This window comes from Bradyrhizobium sp., from assembly GCF_052389815.1.
Lineage (GTDB): Bacteria > Pseudomonadota > Alphaproteobacteria > Rhizobiales > Xanthobacteraceae > Bradyrhizobium.
Genome location: NZ_JBQTHN010000104.1, coordinates 26,703 through 39,796, shown reverse-complemented (window position 1 = coordinate 39,796; position 13,094 = coordinate 26,703). Strand labels below are relative to the sequence as shown.

Genomic DNA, 13,094 nt, shown 5'->3' with positions numbered 1-13,094 from the left:
GCGCGGGGAAGGTCGGGATGTCCTGGCTGTACCTGTCAAATCCGTGTGCGTTTTCTTACTACCGTTGCACACGGTGCTGCGGGCGCAGCCGGCGCCCGGCCTTCTCCGCGCCCTCTATTCAAGAGGGGGCAAACGAAGATGCAAAACTCAGGCGAATTCGCGCCGTGAGAATGAGAGCGCATGTCTTTCCACGCCTTCACAGCAATGACGGCGCCGAACCTTCCCGGACTCTCAAAATACCTTCGCCGGCCGCTGTTTGCGCGCGCCGTCCGCGGCCGCCGGGCTCGCCCGATGCGCCACCAGCATTTCCCTGATTGCGTCCGCCGACTTCGGCGCGCTGAACAGGTAGCCCTGCATCTCCGAGCAGCCGAGCTCGCGCAGGATGCGCTGCTGCTGCCCGGTCTCGACGCCTTCGGCCGTGGTCGTCATCTGACGTTCGGCGGCGATGCCGATCACCGCGCGCACGATTCCGGCCGAGCCGTCGGGCTCGTCGATGTCGGTGATGAAGCAGCGGTCGATCTTGATCTTGTCGAAGGGGAAGCGCTTCAGGTAGCTCAGCGACGAATAGCCGGTGCCGAAATCGTCGAGTGCGATCCGCACGCCGATCTCGCGCAGCTGGTGCAGGATGGTGAGCGCCGCGTCGTCGTCGCGGATCAACACCGCTTCGGTGATCTCGAGTTCGAGCCGGCTTGCCGGCAAGTTGGATGCCGCCAGCGCCGCGATCACCTTGAGCGCCAGCGTGCCGCTCTTGAACTGCACCGGCGAGACGTTCACCGCCAGCTTGACGTCGTCGGGCCAATGCGCCGCTTCCATGCAGGCGGTGGCCAGCACCCATTCGCCGAGCGGGTTGATCAGGCCGGTCTCTTCCGCGATCGGCACGAAGTCGGCCGGCGAGACCAGGCCGCGCTCCGGGTGGCGCCAGCGCACCAATGCCTCGCAGCCGGTAATGGCGCCGTCCTGCAGGCCGAGGCACGGCTGGTAATAGACCTCAAAGCCGCCATCGGCGATGGCCTGGCGCAAGTCGGTTTCCAGTTGCCGGCGGGCGCGAACCTGGGCCTCCATCGCGGGCTCGAAGAAGCGGTGGGTGCGGCGGCCGGCGGCCTTTGCCGCATACATCGCAAGGTCCGCGTTCTTGAGGATCTGATCGAGATCGCAGCCGTCCTGCGGCGCCAGCGCAATGCCGATCGAGGCGTCGGTGGAAACCTGGTGTCCGAGGCAGTCATAGGGCGTGCGGATCGTAGCATAGATTTGCGCCACCAGACCTTCGACGTCCTCGATGTCGGCGACGCCCGTCTGCAAGATCGCGAACTCGTCGCCGCCGAGGCGGGCGACGAAATCAGCTTCGCGGACGCAGCCGTTGAGGCTCCGGGATACCGCCTTGAGGAGCTCGTCGCCGATCAGATGGCCGAGCGAGTCGTTGACGCTCTTGAACTCGTCGATGTCGATATACAGCACCGCCAGCTGCCGGTAAGCGCTCGCATGCGGCAGCTCGCGCTTGATCCGCTCGTGGAACAAGGCGCGGTTCGGCAAGTCCGTCAGGGCATCGTAATGGGCGAGGTGGGTGATGCGCTCCTCGGTTTGCCGGCGTTCGGTGATGTCTTCATGGGTGGCGACCCAGCCGCCGTCGGCCAGCGGCTCGTTGACCACCTGGATCGAGCGGCCGTCGGGCGTCTCGATCACCATGGCATTGCGCGTTCCGATGTCGCGCAGAACGCGTGCGACATAGTGATCGACGTCGCCGACGAACGATCCGGTTGCCTTGCGGTGGGCGATGACTTCGCGGAAGCTGCAGCCGGGCTTGATCACGGCGGCCGAAAGTCCGTACATCTCGATGTAGCGATCGTTGCAGATCACCAGCCGCTGCGAGAAATCGAACAGCAACAGCCCCTGCGTCATGTTGTTGACGGCGGTGTCGAGGCGCTGCTTCTCCAGCGTCAGGCGGCGCTTTTGCTGCCGGTGCTGAAACGACAGCTTGCGCACCACGAGGAAGAGCAGGGCGGCGATCGCCAGAACCGAGGCGCTGGACACCGCGACCAGCAGGGCGATCTGCTCGCGCCAGTCGGCGAGCGCCGCTTCGGTGGTGGTGCTGGCGACGACCACCATCGGGAAGCGCTCGAGCGCACGCGAGGCGATCAGGTGGTCCTTGCCGTCGAGCGGGCTGGTCAGGCGCGAGGAGCTCGAGGCCTGTTCGAACACCCGCTGCTGGAGGGCGGGACCGCGCTTGAAGTTCTTGCCGATCATCTCGGGCAAATGCGGGTGCCGCGCCAGCAGCGTGCCGTTGCGATGATGAATCGCAATCGCCGAACCCGGCGTGAACGCGACGGTGGCGAAGAATTTCGCGAACAGGTCGGATTCGATGCCGCGACCGACCATGCCGATGAATTCGCCGCTCGCTCCGACTACCTTGCGTGCGATCACAGTGGTCCAGATTCCCGTGATGCGGCTGTAGAGGGGCTCGACGATCACTTCCGGCGAGTCGGGGTCGAACTTGAAGGCGCGGAAATAGGGGCGGTCGGCCACATTGACCGGCGGCGCCGGCCATGCCGCGGTCGTGTTGATCAGCCTGCCTTCGTCGTCGAACAGGTGGATGCCGCCGACATAGGACAGCGCGCTCAGCTTCGAGACGAGCAGGCGGTTGGTCGCCTCGGTCGACATCTGGTGCTTGTAGCTCTCCGCGGTGACGATGCCGCTGGCGCGGATATGGTCGATCAGGTCGTTCTGGACGACCTGGATATCCTCGAGCTGCTGGTCGAAATGGCGCGCCAACAGCAGCACCGTGTTTTCCAGCTCGCGCCCGGCATTGTGCAGGGCGCGTTCGCGGAAGTTTCCGGCCATCACCGTCGCGCCGACCGCGATCGCCGCCATCAGCAGCATGCCGCCGAACACGAGCCAGCGGATCGGACCGCCGCGAAGGACGGCTGCGAGGCTGGCAGATGCGGGAACGTCTTCTCTCATGGTCAGGTCGTTGCGAGGAGGAATGCCGGAAGCGGGTGTCGCAACTCCCGCAAACGACACAGCTACAACAGCGACGTGGAGTTGCGGTTAGGAAGTCTGGTTAATGAATGGTGAGCGGCTGACGGCGCGAATGCAGAAAATGCCGGGCGAAGTGGAATCAAATGCCGGGTATCGGCCGCATCAATCGGGGCTTAACCATCTAAGTCGTTGGAACCGCGCAGCGGTCCGATGGCACGGCAATTGCGGGAGGTGCTTGCGTTAGGTGCGAGTAATGGAGTGCGACAGACATGAGCAAGTTCAATCAATTTCTCGCCGACGAATCCGGCGCCACCGCGATCGAATACGGGTTGATCGCCGCCGGCATCGCGCTCGCGATCATCGCGGTCGTGAACGGGCTCGGCAGCAACATCAAGGGCAAGTTCACCTCGATCAACACGTCGTTGAAGTAGCCGCGCGGCCGTGCGCGGGGCCGGCGCCACGGCGCCGGTCCCGGGGCGCTTCAATCCCCGGCGCGGAAATGCCCGGACTTGCCGCCCGTCTTCTCGACGAGGCGGATGCCCTCGATGCGGATGTCGCGCTGAACCGCCTTCACCATGTCGTAGACGGTCAGGCAGGCGACCGAGACGGCGGTGAGCGCCTCCATCTCGACGCCGGTCGGGCCGGTGACCTTGACCGTTGCGCGGACGATGCAGCCCGGCAGCTTGTCGTCCGGCGCTATGTCGAGCTCGACCTTGGACAGCGCCAGCGGATGGCAGAGCGGGATCAGCTCCGAGGTGCGCTTCGCCGCCATGATGCCGGCGATCCGCGCGGTGCCGAGCACGTCGCCCTTTTTCGCATTGCCGGAGACGATCAGCTCGAGCGTCGCCTTGCTCATGACGACGCGCCCCTCGGCGACGGCGACGCGTTCGGTGGCGGGCTTGGCCGAGACGTCGACCATGCGCGCCTCGCCCTTGCTGTCGATGTGGGTGAGGGCGCGGCCTGCCTCGTCGGATTTTTTCGCCATCGCTCAGCGCGTTCCGGTTGCCCGCGGCGCATCGGTGCGGGTCAGCAGGGCGCGCGTGGCGGCGGCAACGTCGGCCTGCCGCATCAGGCTTTCGCCGACCAGGAAGGTCGACATGCCGACGCGTTGCAGCCGCGCCAGATCGGCCGGCGTGAAGATGCCGCTTTCGCCGACCATCAGCCGGTCGCGCGGGATCAGCGGCGCCAGCGCCTCGCTGGTTTCCAGCGTGGTCTCGAAGGTGCGCAGGTTGCGGTTGTTGACGCCGATCATCGGCGAGCGGAGTTTCAGCGCGCGGTCCAGCTCGGTGCGGTCGTGAACCTCGATCAGCACGTCCATGCCATGGGCGATCGCCGCATCCTCGATGTCGACAGCGGCCGCATCGTCGAGCGCCGCCATGATGATCAGGATGCAGTCGGCGCCGTGGGCGCGCGCTTCCGCCACCTGGTAGGTGTCGAACATGAAATCCTTGCGCAGCACCGGCAGATTGGTGGCAGCGCGCGCCGCCACCATGAAATCGAGATGGCCCTGGAAGGAGGGCGTGTCGGTCAGCACCGAAAGACAGGCCGCGCCGCCGGCCTCATAGGCCTTCGCCAGCGCCGGCGGGTCGAAATCGGCGCGGATCAGGCCCTTGGAGGGCGAGGCCTTCTTCACCTCGGCGATCAGCGCATAGTCGCCGCGCGCGAGCTTGTCGCGGATCGCACGGACGAAGCCGCGCGGGGCGGGCGCCGCCTTGGCGCGCGCCTCGACGCCGGCAAGCGGATGTTCGCGCTTGGCGGTGGCGATCTCCTCGCGCTTGTAGCTCTCGATCTTCTGCAGGATGTCGGACATCGCCGGACCTCAGCCGTTGGATACCGCGATGAGCTGCTTCAGCCTGGCGGCGGCGGCGCCGCTGTCGATCGCTTTGGCGCCGATTGCGACGCCTTCCTTCAAGTCCCTCGCCTTGCCGGCCACGATCAGCGCCGCGGCGGCATTGAGCAGCGCGACGTCGCGGTAGGCGCTCGGGATTCCCTCCAGCACGCTGCGCAGCGCCACCGCATTGGCGTCGGCATCGCCGCCCTTCAGCGAGCCCGGCGAGGAGCGGGTGAGGCCGGCATCCTCCGGCGTCACTTCGAAGGTGCGGATGTTGCCGTTTTCCAGCGCCGCCACGGAGGTAGGGCCGCTGAGGGTGATCTCGTCGAGGCCGTCGGAGCCGTGCACCACCCAGACCGAATCCGAGCCGAGATTCTTCAGCACCTGCGCCAGCGGCTGCACCCATTGTTTCGAGAACACGCCGACCATCTGCCGCTTCACGTCGGCCGGGTTGGACAGCGGACCCAGCAGGTTGAAGATGGTGCGGGTGGCAAGCTCGACGCGGGTCGGGCCGACATTCTTCATCGCCGGATGATGCGCGGGCGCGAACATGAAGCCGATGCCGGCTTCCTTGACGCAGCGGCCGACCTTTTCCGGGGTGAGGTCGATCTTGACCCCGAGCGAGGCCAGGACGTCGGCCGCGCCGGAGCGCGAGGACAGCGCGCGGTTGCCGTGCTTGGCGACGGGCACGCCGCTTCCGGCAACGATGAATGCGGCGCAGGTCGAGACATTGACCGAGCCCGAGCCGTCGCCGCCGGTGCCGACCACGTCGATCGCGTCGGGTGGCGCCTGCACCTTCAGCATCTTGCCGCGCATCGCCGCCACCGCACCCGTGATCTCGTCGACGGTTTCGCCGCGCACGCGCAGCGCCATCAGGAGCCCGCCCATCTGCGAGGGTGTGGCTTCGCCCGACATCATGGCGTCGAAGGCGGTGGCCGCCTCGTCACGCGACAGCGTCGCGCCGGTCGCGACCTTGCCGATAATCGATTTCAGGTCGTCCATCGCCCCACTTTCAAGACGCTAGTGGAGCATGATCATGGTCGGAGAACCGGTGCCCACTTTCCTGATCATGCTCGGTTACTGCTGGTTGGCGCCCGTCACCTGCGCGAAGGCGGCCTGGTTGATGCTGGTGCCGATGACCTTCTCGATCTTGGTCACGTATTGCGCGACCTGCTCGTCGGCCAATCCGCGCTGCAGCGTGTCCTGCAGCTTCTTGACCTCGTCGGAGGCCATGTCGACCGGCGGCACTGTGACGCCGGTGACCTTGAACACGGTCCATTCGCTCCCCGATCCGCTCTGGCCGACGCCGTCCTTCGCCGTGCGGAACGCCGCGGTGATCGCGCTGGAGGGCGCGCCGGCGACGGAAGCTTCGCGCTTGAAATCCTTCGCGCTTTCGACCTTCGCTCCGACCGCGGCCGCCTCCTCGGCGAGACTGCCGCCCTGTTCGAGCTTCTTGACCATTTCGGCCGCCTTGGTGCGCAGGCGGCTTGCAATCTGGTCCTCGCGCCATTTCGCCTCGACCTGGTCGCGCACCTCGTCGAGCGGGCGTTCGCGCGACGGCGTGATGCCGAGCACCTCGTGCCAGACATAGCCGCCCTGGAACTGGATCGGATCGTTGTCGACGCCGACGTCGCTGTTGAAGGCTTGCGAGACCACGTCGAGTCCGCGCGGGACGTTGGCGACGAGCTGGCCGTTCGGCATGCGCCCGGAACGGTCGACGGCGTCGATGGTCACGGCCGTCAGCCCGAGCTTCTGCGCGGCCTCGACGATGCTGGCGCCGCCGCCGCGCTCGTCTTCCATCTTGCCTTGCAACTCGTTGACCTTGGCGCGGGCGTTGGCGGTCGCGATCTCCTTCTTGATGGTCTCCGCCACGCTCTCATAGCTCGGCGTGGAGCCCAGCTCGATCGTGCCGACCTTGACCAGCGCGACGCCGAAGCGGCCCTGCACCGGCTGGCTGACCTCGCCCGAGGGCAGCGCGAAAGCCGCATCCGCGATGGCCGGGTCGATGATCGCGGATTTTGCGATCAGGCCGAGATCGTAGTCGGGCGGGTTGAGCCCGCGTTCCTTCGCCAGATCCTCGAAGGAAAAGCTCGCACCGAGGCGGTTACGCGCGGTCGTCGCTTCCTCCATGGTGGGGAAGACGATCTGCGAGACCTCGCGCTTGTCGGGCGTGCCTATCTTGTCCTTGCGCTCGTCGTAGAGCTTCCTGGCCTCCTCGTCGGACACGGCGCTCCATTTGCCGATCTCCTCCGGCGTGATCATCGCGAACGACAGCTTGCGGTATTCGGGCGCGCGGAACTGGACCTTGCGCTCCTCGAAATAGGCGGCGAGCGTTTCGGGCGAGGGCGGATCGATGGTGCCGGCCTGAGCCGCGTCGAGCTTGATGTAGTCGATCGAGCGCTGCTCGTTCTGGTAGCGCGTGATGGCGTCGAGCATGGGCTTCGGCGGCTCGATCCCGGCGGAGATCGTGCCGGTGATCTGGCGGCGCAGCGACACCTTCCGTTGTTCGGCGAGATAGCGCTGCTCGGAGTAGCCGGCCTGGCGGATCAGTGCTGCGAAGCGGTTCGGGTCGAACTGGCCGTTGACGCCCTTGAAGTTGGGATCGTTGTGGATCACCCGCAGGGTCTCGGCATCGGATACCCCGAGCCCCATGCGTCGCGCTTCCTCGTCGAGGGCGGCTTCCGCGATCGTCTGCTGCAGCACCTGGCGGTCGAGCCCGAACAGGCGCGCCTGCTCCTGCGTGAGCGGGCGGCCGAACTGGCGGCTCATCTGCTGCAGGCGCTCGGTGTAGATCTGGCGGAAGGCCTCGATCGAAATCTCGGTGCTGCCGATGGTGGCGAGTTTCGACTGGCCGAATCCCTTGAATATGTCGGCGATGCCCCAGACGGCGAAACTGACGATCAAGACGCCCATCACCACGGCCATCACGGCTTTGCCGAGCCAGTTTGATGAGGCTTTGCGTATTCCTCGAAGCATTTGTCCAACTTGTTGGCAGGAGGGAACCGGAACGAGCCCATGCGGAACCAGGAGCGAATTCCGCAAAAAGGGCGTCACCGGGTTGATAACGCATCATAAAGTGGCCGTGACCGCGCCGCAACTACGACCCCGTGGGCCAATTGAAGCGGTTAACGGGCAGGGGATCGTGTGGGGGTCGATATGGCCGAATTCGCGGCGCTCTGCTAGCCAAGCGGCGCAAACTGTCAGGAAATTAACATGAACGATGGCATCCGGCCGCTGATCGCCGGCAACTGGAAAATGAACGGGTTGCAGGCCTCCACGGCCGAATTCGACGCGATGCTGGCCGGGGCAGGCGCCTTTGCCGGCAAGGCGGACTTGCTGGTCTGCCCGCCGGCCACCCTGGTCGCAGCTTTCGCCGAGAAGGCGAAAGGCAAGGGCGTCGCCGTCGGCGCGCAGGATTGCCACCCGAATGCCTCGGGCGCCCATACCGGCGACCTCTCCGCCGAAATGCTCAAGGACGTCGGCGCCAGCGCCATCATCGTCGGCCATTCCGAGCGCCGCGCCGACCATGGCGAGAGCGATGCCCTGGTGCGACAGAAGGCGGAAGCCGCCTGGCGCGCCGGCGCGACCGCGATCGTCTGCATCGGCGAGACGCGGGCCCAGCGCGATGCCGGCCAGACACTCGATGTCTGCGGCAAGCAGCTTGCCGGCTCGCTGCCGGACGCCGCGACGTCAGCCAATCTGGTCGTCGCCTACGAGCCGGTCTGGGCGATCGGCACCGGGCTGACGCCGACGAGGGCAGATGTCGAGGAAGTGCATCGCTTCATCCGGGGTGTTCTGAGCGATCGCTTCAAAGAGGAAGGCGGTAAAATCCGCATCCTCTATGGCGGCTCGGTCAAGCCGTCGAATGCCCTGGAGCTGATGGGGGTCGCCGACGTCAACGGTGCGCTAGTCGGCGGCGCGAGCTTGAAAGCGTCGGAGTTCCTGGCGATTGCCGCAGGCTCAATCTCGGCGACCGCGATGCGCTTCCAGTAGATTTTCGTGCCGGTGAGCCCGCCATGCGGCTTGAAGGCATAGTCCGGAATTTCGCCTGCGAGCGTGAAGCCCACGGATTCGTAGAGCGGCGCCGCACCGCCGTCGGTGGCGGTGTCGAGCACGAGCAGCGTGCGTCCGCGCTCGATGGCAATCTGCTCGATCGTGCGCAGCAGCGCAGTCGCCACGCCGCGCCCGCGGTGACTGAGCCGGGTGATCATCTTGACGAGCTCGGCGCGGTGCGGCTGGTTTTGCGAAACGTCCATCGCCAGCGTCAGCGTTCCCACCAGCAGATCGCCATCGAAGGCGCCGAGAACGATGCGGTCGCCACGCGCCGCTGCGGCCAGCGCATTCTCCCAGAATCTGTCCGCGGTCTCTCGCGACAACGGGTGCATGAAGCTGACCGAACCGCCATTGGCGACGGCTTCGATCAAGAGATCGCTGAGCATCGCGCGGATGGCCGGCGAGGGGACGAGCGGCCTGATGTCGATGTCAGTCATTGCGATTTGGTCCACCCCATTGCCCTCCTGGTTCGCGCGCCTGCTTGATTTGCGCGATGCGTTACCGCATCTGCCGGTTCGATCTCGGACATCGTCGGCTAGCTCCGCGCCAGTGCCACCAAATAGGTGCATGCCGCGTTCGACTCGTTGGCGAAGGTCGTGTCTGCAGGCGGACCGAAGCCGAGGCAGTCGCCGGCCGCCAGCACATGCCGCGTTGCCCCTTCGGTGATGACGAGCGAGCCCGACAATACCCACAGCGCCTGGCGGATGTGGGTGTAGGAGGAAGCCGGCAGCGTCACGCGCTGCCTTGCCGGCATCTCCACCCTGACGAGCTCGACGGGATGGTCGGGGCGGCTGAACACCTGCCTGCGCAGATAGCCAGTTTCGGGATCGCGCCACACCGGCTGGTCGGCGGCGCGCGACACGCGCTCGCGCCGGCCCTCGGCGCGCAGCATCAGGCCGGCGAGCGTGAGGTCGAAGGCGCTGGCGAGCCGTACCAGCACGACGGCGGTCGGCGAGACCTCGGCGCGCTCGATCTTGCTGATGGTCGCCTTGGAGACGCCCGAACGTTCGGCAAGCTCGGCCAGCGACCAGCCGCGGCCGTCGCGTTCCAGCCGGATTCGCTGCGCCAGGCGTTGGCTCAGATCGTCTACTAAAGTATCCATTTGTCTATTATAGTGGAAATCCGTAGCCGATCAAGGGCGGACCGGCGACCGGCCAACGGCGCTTGCCATCACGCTTGCTGCGACTATCTCGGGGGTGACAACGCCGGGTCCAATCGTGTAACACCGCGCGACTTCACGAAACCCGCTAAGTCGCCAGCGCCGCTTTCTTCGGCCGCTTCCCGGCTTGTGACGGAAGGCTCGCAATGCAGACTGTCGTTATCGTCATCCATCTCATGATCGTCGCCGTGCTGATCGGCACGGTGCTGCTGCAGAAATCCGAAGGCGGCGGCCTCGGCATGGGCGGCGGCGCCGGCTTCATGTCGAGCCGCGGCACCGCGAACCTGCTGACGCGGACCACGGCGGTGTTGGCGGTCGGCTTCTTCATCACCAGCCTCTTCCTGTCCTGGCTTGCGAGCTACGACCGCAAGCCGAGCTCGATCGTCGGTACGCCCGCGTCGCAGCAGGCGCCGGCCGGCGGCGCGATACCGGTGCAGCCGCCGACCAGCGGCGGCGTCCTCGACACCTTGAAGAAGGCGGACGAGCAGCAACAGAAGGCACCTGCCGCGCCGGAGGCGCCGCGGTCGCAATAAAGCAGGGTGGGTATGCGCCGCAGCGGCTTCCGCGGCGCGTCAGGAATGCCCATCAACGCTTTGATAAGCCTGCAAGTTCCACGTCACCCACAGGCCCACAAATAGTTTTCCGGGGCTTCCGATTCGTTTTGCGAATCGGGTTTTCGGCGTTAAAGGTTGAATCCCATGGCGCGGTACATTTTCATCACCGGCGGCGTGGTTTCTTCGCTCGGAAAGGGTCTCGCATCGGCGGCGCTCGGAGCGCTCCTGCAGGCCCGAGGCTACAAGGTCCGCCTCCGCAAGCTCGATCCCTATCTCAACCTCGATCCCGGAACGATGTCGCCGTATCAGCACGGCGAAGTATTCGTGACCGATGACGGTGCCGAGACCGATCTCGACCTCGGCCATTACGAGCGCTTCACCGGGCGTCCCGCCACCAAGCAGGACAACATCACGACGGGGCGCATCTACCAGGACATCATCAGCAAGGAGCGCCGCGGCGATTATCTCGGCGCCACCATCCAGGTGGTCCCGCACGTCACCAACGCGATCAAGGAATTCGTCGTCACCGGCAACGACGAGTACGATTTCGTGCTGGTCGAGATCGGCGGTACCGTCGGCGACATCGAGGGGCTGCCGTTCTTCGAAGCGATCCGCCAGCTCAAGAACGAATTGCCGCGCGACCACGCGGTCTACATCCACCTGACGCTGCTGCCCTACATTCCCAGCGCAGGCGAATTGAAGACCAAGCCGACGCAGCACTCGGTGAAGGAGCTGCGCTCGATCGGCATCCAGCCGGATATTTTGCTCTGCCGCACCGACCGCGAAATCCCCAAGGAGGAGCGGCGCAAGCTCGGCCTGTTCTGTAACGTCCGCGAAAGCGCCGTGATCGAGGCGCGCGACGTCGACAACATCTACGCCGTCCCCGAGGCCTACCACGCCGCCGGCCTCGACGACGAGGTGCTGGCCGCCTTCGGCATCACGCCGAAGATTCCGCCGGCGCTGCAGAGCTGGCACGTCATCAACGAGCGCGTCCGCAACCCGGAAGGCGCGGTGACCATTGCCATTGTCGGCAAGTACACCGGCATGAAGGATGCCTATAAGTCGCTGATCGAGGCGCTGTCGCACGGCGGTATCGCCAACAAGGTCAAGGTCAATCTCGACTGGATCGAGAGCGAGGTGTTCGAGCACGAGGATCCCGCGCCGTTCCTCGAGCACGTCAACGGCATTTTGGTGCCCGGCGGCTTCGGCCAGCGCGGCGCCGAAGGCAAGATTCGTGCGGCGCAGTTCGCGCGCGAGCGCGACGTGCCGTATTTCGGCATCTGCTTCGGCATGCAGATGGCTGTTATCGAGGCCGCGCGCAATCTCGTCGGCATCGAGAACGCCAACTCCACCGAATTCGGCCCGACGCCCGAGCCGCTGGTCGGCCTGATGACGGAATGGCTGCGCGGCAACGAGCTCGAGAAGCGCTCGAGGACCGGCGATCTCGGCGGCACCATGCGGCTCGGGGCGTATCCCGCGACGCTGAAGCGCGGCAGCCGCGTCTCCGAAGTCTATGGCGGCGCCACCGAGATTTCCGAGCGCCACCGCCACCGCTACGAGGTCAACACCGCCTACAAGGACCGCCTCGAGCAGCACGGCCTGCGCTTCTCGGGCCTCTCGCCCGACGGCGTGCTGCCGGAGATCGTCGAATACGAGGACCATCCCTGGTTCATAGGCGTGCAATTCCACCCCGAGCTGAAGTCGCGCCCCTTCGAGCCGCACCCGCTGTTCGCGTCGTTCATTCAGGCGGCTGTGGTGCAGAGCCGGCTGGTTTAGACCGTCCGATCAGCCTGACTTCTTGGCAGGCGCCTTCTGCGCTCCGCGCTTGCCAAGCATTCGGGCAAGGTCGCCGGGTTTCAAGTCCTTCAAGCGAACGCCGGCAGGAAACTTCGCTGTGCGCTCAAAGTCTGCCTTGATCCATTCCGGATTGTCTGCACCGGCGGTAGAACGCTTGGCTTTCCGCGGCATAGCGCTTCATCTCCCAGTTTGGTCGTATATACCGTTTGCGGCGCTTACCGAACGGTCGCGACACAGAGGAGCCATGTCGGACGCTCCCAAGACAGTGCAATCGCCAATCGATATAAGCTGTCGCCAATGAGATGCAGGGAGGAACACAACAATGATCATCGAAATGCGCGTCTATCGCTGTATCCCGGGCCGGCTGCCGGCGCTGCTGAAGCGATTTGATGCGCTCACGTTGAAGGTTTGGGACAAGCACGGCATCAAGCAGGCCGGCTTCTACACGACGCTGATCGGCACCTCCAATCAGGAGCTGACCTATTTCCTCGCCTGGGACTCGCTTGCCGACCGCGAAAGGAAGTGGACGGCCTTTCAGACCGATCCGGACTGGATCGCAGGCCGCGCCAAGAGCGAGGAGGACGGCCAGATCATCGACAACATCGTCAGCCAGCTCTTGGTGCCGACGGCGTTCTCGGCCGTAAAATAACCGGCCGCGCAACCCTGATATTCGGGGCTCGAACGGGGTTGAATGTGAGGGCGCGGACCGGCATGGTCCGCGCGAAAC

At 65.6% G+C, this 13,094-nt stretch carries 12 protein-coding genes and 1 pseudogene; 5 read left to right on the top strand and 8 right to left on the bottom strand.

Annotated elements, in window-relative coordinates:
- Positions 1 to 231: 231 nt before the first annotated feature.
- The gene (locus ACT4OC_RS18840) at positions 232 to 2,955 is read right to left on the bottom strand and encodes a bifunctional diguanylate cyclase/phosphodiesterase (protein ID WP_444840539.1); all 2,724 of its coding nucleotides are present in this window, start codon (positions 2,953 to 2,955) and stop codon (positions 232 to 234) included.
- 287 nt (positions 2,956 to 3,242) lie between these two features.
- On the opposite strand from ACT4OC_RS18840, the gene ACT4OC_RS18835 reads away from it, so the two are divergent.
- On the top strand, positions 3,243 to 3,404 hold the full coding sequence (locus ACT4OC_RS18835) for a Flp family type IVb pilin (protein WP_444840538.1): 162 nt from the start codon (positions 3,243 to 3,245) through the stop codon (positions 3,402 to 3,404).
- 50 nt (positions 3,405 to 3,454) lie between these two features.
- On the opposite strand, the gene moaC is transcribed toward ACT4OC_RS18835, so the two are convergent.
- The 4 genes from moaC to ACT4OC_RS18815 all read right to left on the bottom strand — a co-directional run bounded on the left by moaC (position 3,455) and on the right by ACT4OC_RS18815 (position 7,780).
- Complete coding sequence (gene moaC, locus ACT4OC_RS18830) at positions 3,455 to 3,958, bottom strand: cyclic pyranopterin monophosphate synthase MoaC (RefSeq protein ID WP_444840537.1); 504 nt, start codon at positions 3,956 to 3,958, stop codon at positions 3,455 to 3,457.
- Between the two features lie 3 nt (positions 3,959 to 3,961).
- On the bottom strand, positions 3,962 to 4,783 hold the full coding sequence (gene trpC / locus ACT4OC_RS18825) for an indole-3-glycerol phosphate synthase TrpC (protein ID WP_444840536.1): 822 nt from the start codon (positions 4,781 to 4,783) through the stop codon (positions 3,962 to 3,964).
- A gap of 9 nt (positions 4,784 to 4,792) precedes the next feature.
- Positions 4,793 to 5,806 (bottom strand): anthranilate phosphoribosyltransferase, encoded by a 1,014-nt coding sequence (gene trpD, locus ACT4OC_RS18820; protein ID WP_444840535.1) that lies wholly within the window; start codon positions 5,804 to 5,806, stop codon positions 4,793 to 4,795.
- A gap of 75 nt (positions 5,807 to 5,881) precedes the next feature.
- A complete protein-coding gene (locus tag ACT4OC_RS18815) occupies positions 5,882 to 7,780 on the bottom strand; it encodes a SurA N-terminal domain-containing protein (protein WP_444840534.1) in 1,899 nt (632 codons plus the stop codon).
- Between the two features lie 237 nt (positions 7,781 to 8,017).
- On the opposite strand from ACT4OC_RS18815, the gene tpiA reads away from it, so the two are divergent.
- A complete protein-coding gene (gene tpiA, locus ACT4OC_RS18810) occupies positions 8,018 to 8,797 on the top strand; it encodes a triose-phosphate isomerase (protein WP_444840533.1) in 780 nt (259 codons plus the stop codon).
- Here tpiA and ACT4OC_RS18805 read toward each other — a convergent pair.
- Together ACT4OC_RS18805 and ACT4OC_RS18800 are read right to left on the bottom strand one after the other, a co-directional pair.
- Positions 8,773 to 9,294 (bottom strand): annotated as a pseudogene (locus ACT4OC_RS18805) (GNAT family N-acetyltransferase); the annotation flags it as partial. The gene tpiA and the pseudogene ACT4OC_RS18805 overlap by 25 nt on opposite strands.
- A 98-nt stretch (positions 9,295 to 9,392) precedes the next feature.
- Entirely contained in the window at positions 9,393 to 9,959 is a 567-nt protein-coding gene (locus ACT4OC_RS18800) for a helix-turn-helix domain-containing protein (protein ID WP_444840532.1), read from the bottom strand.
- 203 nt (positions 9,960 to 10,162) lie between these two features.
- On the opposite strand from ACT4OC_RS18800, the gene secG reads away from it, so the two are divergent.
- Positions 10,163 to 10,549 carry a preprotein translocase subunit SecG gene (gene secG, locus ACT4OC_RS18795; RefSeq protein ID WP_444840531.1) on the top strand — a complete coding sequence of 129 codons (387 nt, stop codon included), beginning with the start codon at positions 10,163 to 10,165 and terminating at the stop codon, positions 10,547 to 10,549.
- A gap of 165 nt (positions 10,550 to 10,714) precedes the next feature.
- Positions 10,715 to 12,346 (top strand): CTP synthase, encoded by a 1,632-nt coding sequence (locus ACT4OC_RS18790; protein ID WP_444840530.1) that lies wholly within the window; start codon positions 10,715 to 10,717, stop codon positions 12,344 to 12,346.
- Positions 12,347 to 12,355: 9 nt separating this feature from the next.
- Here ACT4OC_RS18790 and ACT4OC_RS18785 read toward each other — a convergent pair whose 3' ends face one another.
- On the bottom strand, positions 12,356 to 12,538 hold the full coding sequence (locus ACT4OC_RS18785; protein WP_444840529.1) for a hypothetical protein: 183 nt from the start codon (positions 12,536 to 12,538) through the stop codon (positions 12,356 to 12,358).
- A 151-nt stretch (positions 12,539 to 12,689) separates the two neighbouring features.
- Here ACT4OC_RS18785 and ACT4OC_RS18780 point away from each other — a divergent pair, with 151 nt between their 5' ends.
- A complete protein-coding gene (locus ACT4OC_RS18780; protein WP_444840528.1) occupies positions 12,690 to 13,016 on the top strand; it encodes an NIPSNAP family protein in 327 nt (108 codons plus the stop codon).
- Positions 13,017 to 13,094 lie beyond the last annotated feature (78 nt).

Excerpts from the sequence above, each read along its gene's own strand:
- ACT4OC_RS18835 (WP_444840538.1), top strand. The coding sequence starts at position 3,243 with ATGAGCAAGTTCAATCAATTTCTCGCCGACGAATCCGGCGCCACCGCG.
- ACT4OC_RS18790 (WP_444840530.1), top strand. The coding sequence starts at position 10,715 with ATGGCGCGGTACATTTTCATCACCGGCGGCGTGGTTTCTTCGCTCGGA.
- ACT4OC_RS18780 (WP_444840528.1), top strand. The coding sequence starts at position 12,690 with ATGATCATCGAAATGCGCGTCTATCGCTGTATCCCGGGCCGGCTGCCG.
- ACT4OC_RS18815 (WP_444840534.1), bottom strand. The coding sequence starts at position 7,780 with ATGCTTCGAGGAATACGCAAAGCCTCATCAAACTGGCTCGGCAAAGCC.
- tpiA (WP_444840533.1), top strand. The coding sequence starts at position 8,018 with ATGAACGATGGCATCCGGCCGCTGATCGCCGGCAACTGGAAAATGAAC.
- ACT4OC_RS18785 (WP_444840529.1), bottom strand. The coding sequence starts at position 12,538 with ATGCCGCGGAAAGCCAAGCGTTCTACCGCCGGTGCAGACAATCCGGAA.
- moaC (WP_444840537.1), bottom strand. The coding sequence starts at position 3,958 with ATGGCGAAAAAATCCGACGAGGCAGGCCGCGCCCTCACCCACATCGAC.
- ACT4OC_RS18800 (WP_444840532.1), bottom strand. The coding sequence starts at position 9,959 with ATGGATACTTTAGTAGACGATCTGAGCCAACGCCTGGCGCAGCGAATC.
- trpD (WP_444840535.1), bottom strand. The coding sequence starts at position 5,806 with ATGGACGACCTGAAATCGATTATCGGCAAGGTCGCGACCGGCGCGACG.
- trpC (WP_444840536.1), bottom strand. The coding sequence starts at position 4,783 with ATGTCCGACATCCTGCAGAAGATCGAGAGCTACAAGCGCGAGGAGATC.
- ACT4OC_RS18840 (WP_444840539.1), bottom strand. The coding sequence starts at position 2,955 with ATGAGAGAAGACGTTCCCGCATCTGCCAGCCTCGCAGCCGTCCTTCGC.
- secG (WP_444840531.1), top strand. The coding sequence starts at position 10,163 with ATGCAGACTGTCGTTATCGTCATCCATCTCATGATCGTCGCCGTGCTG.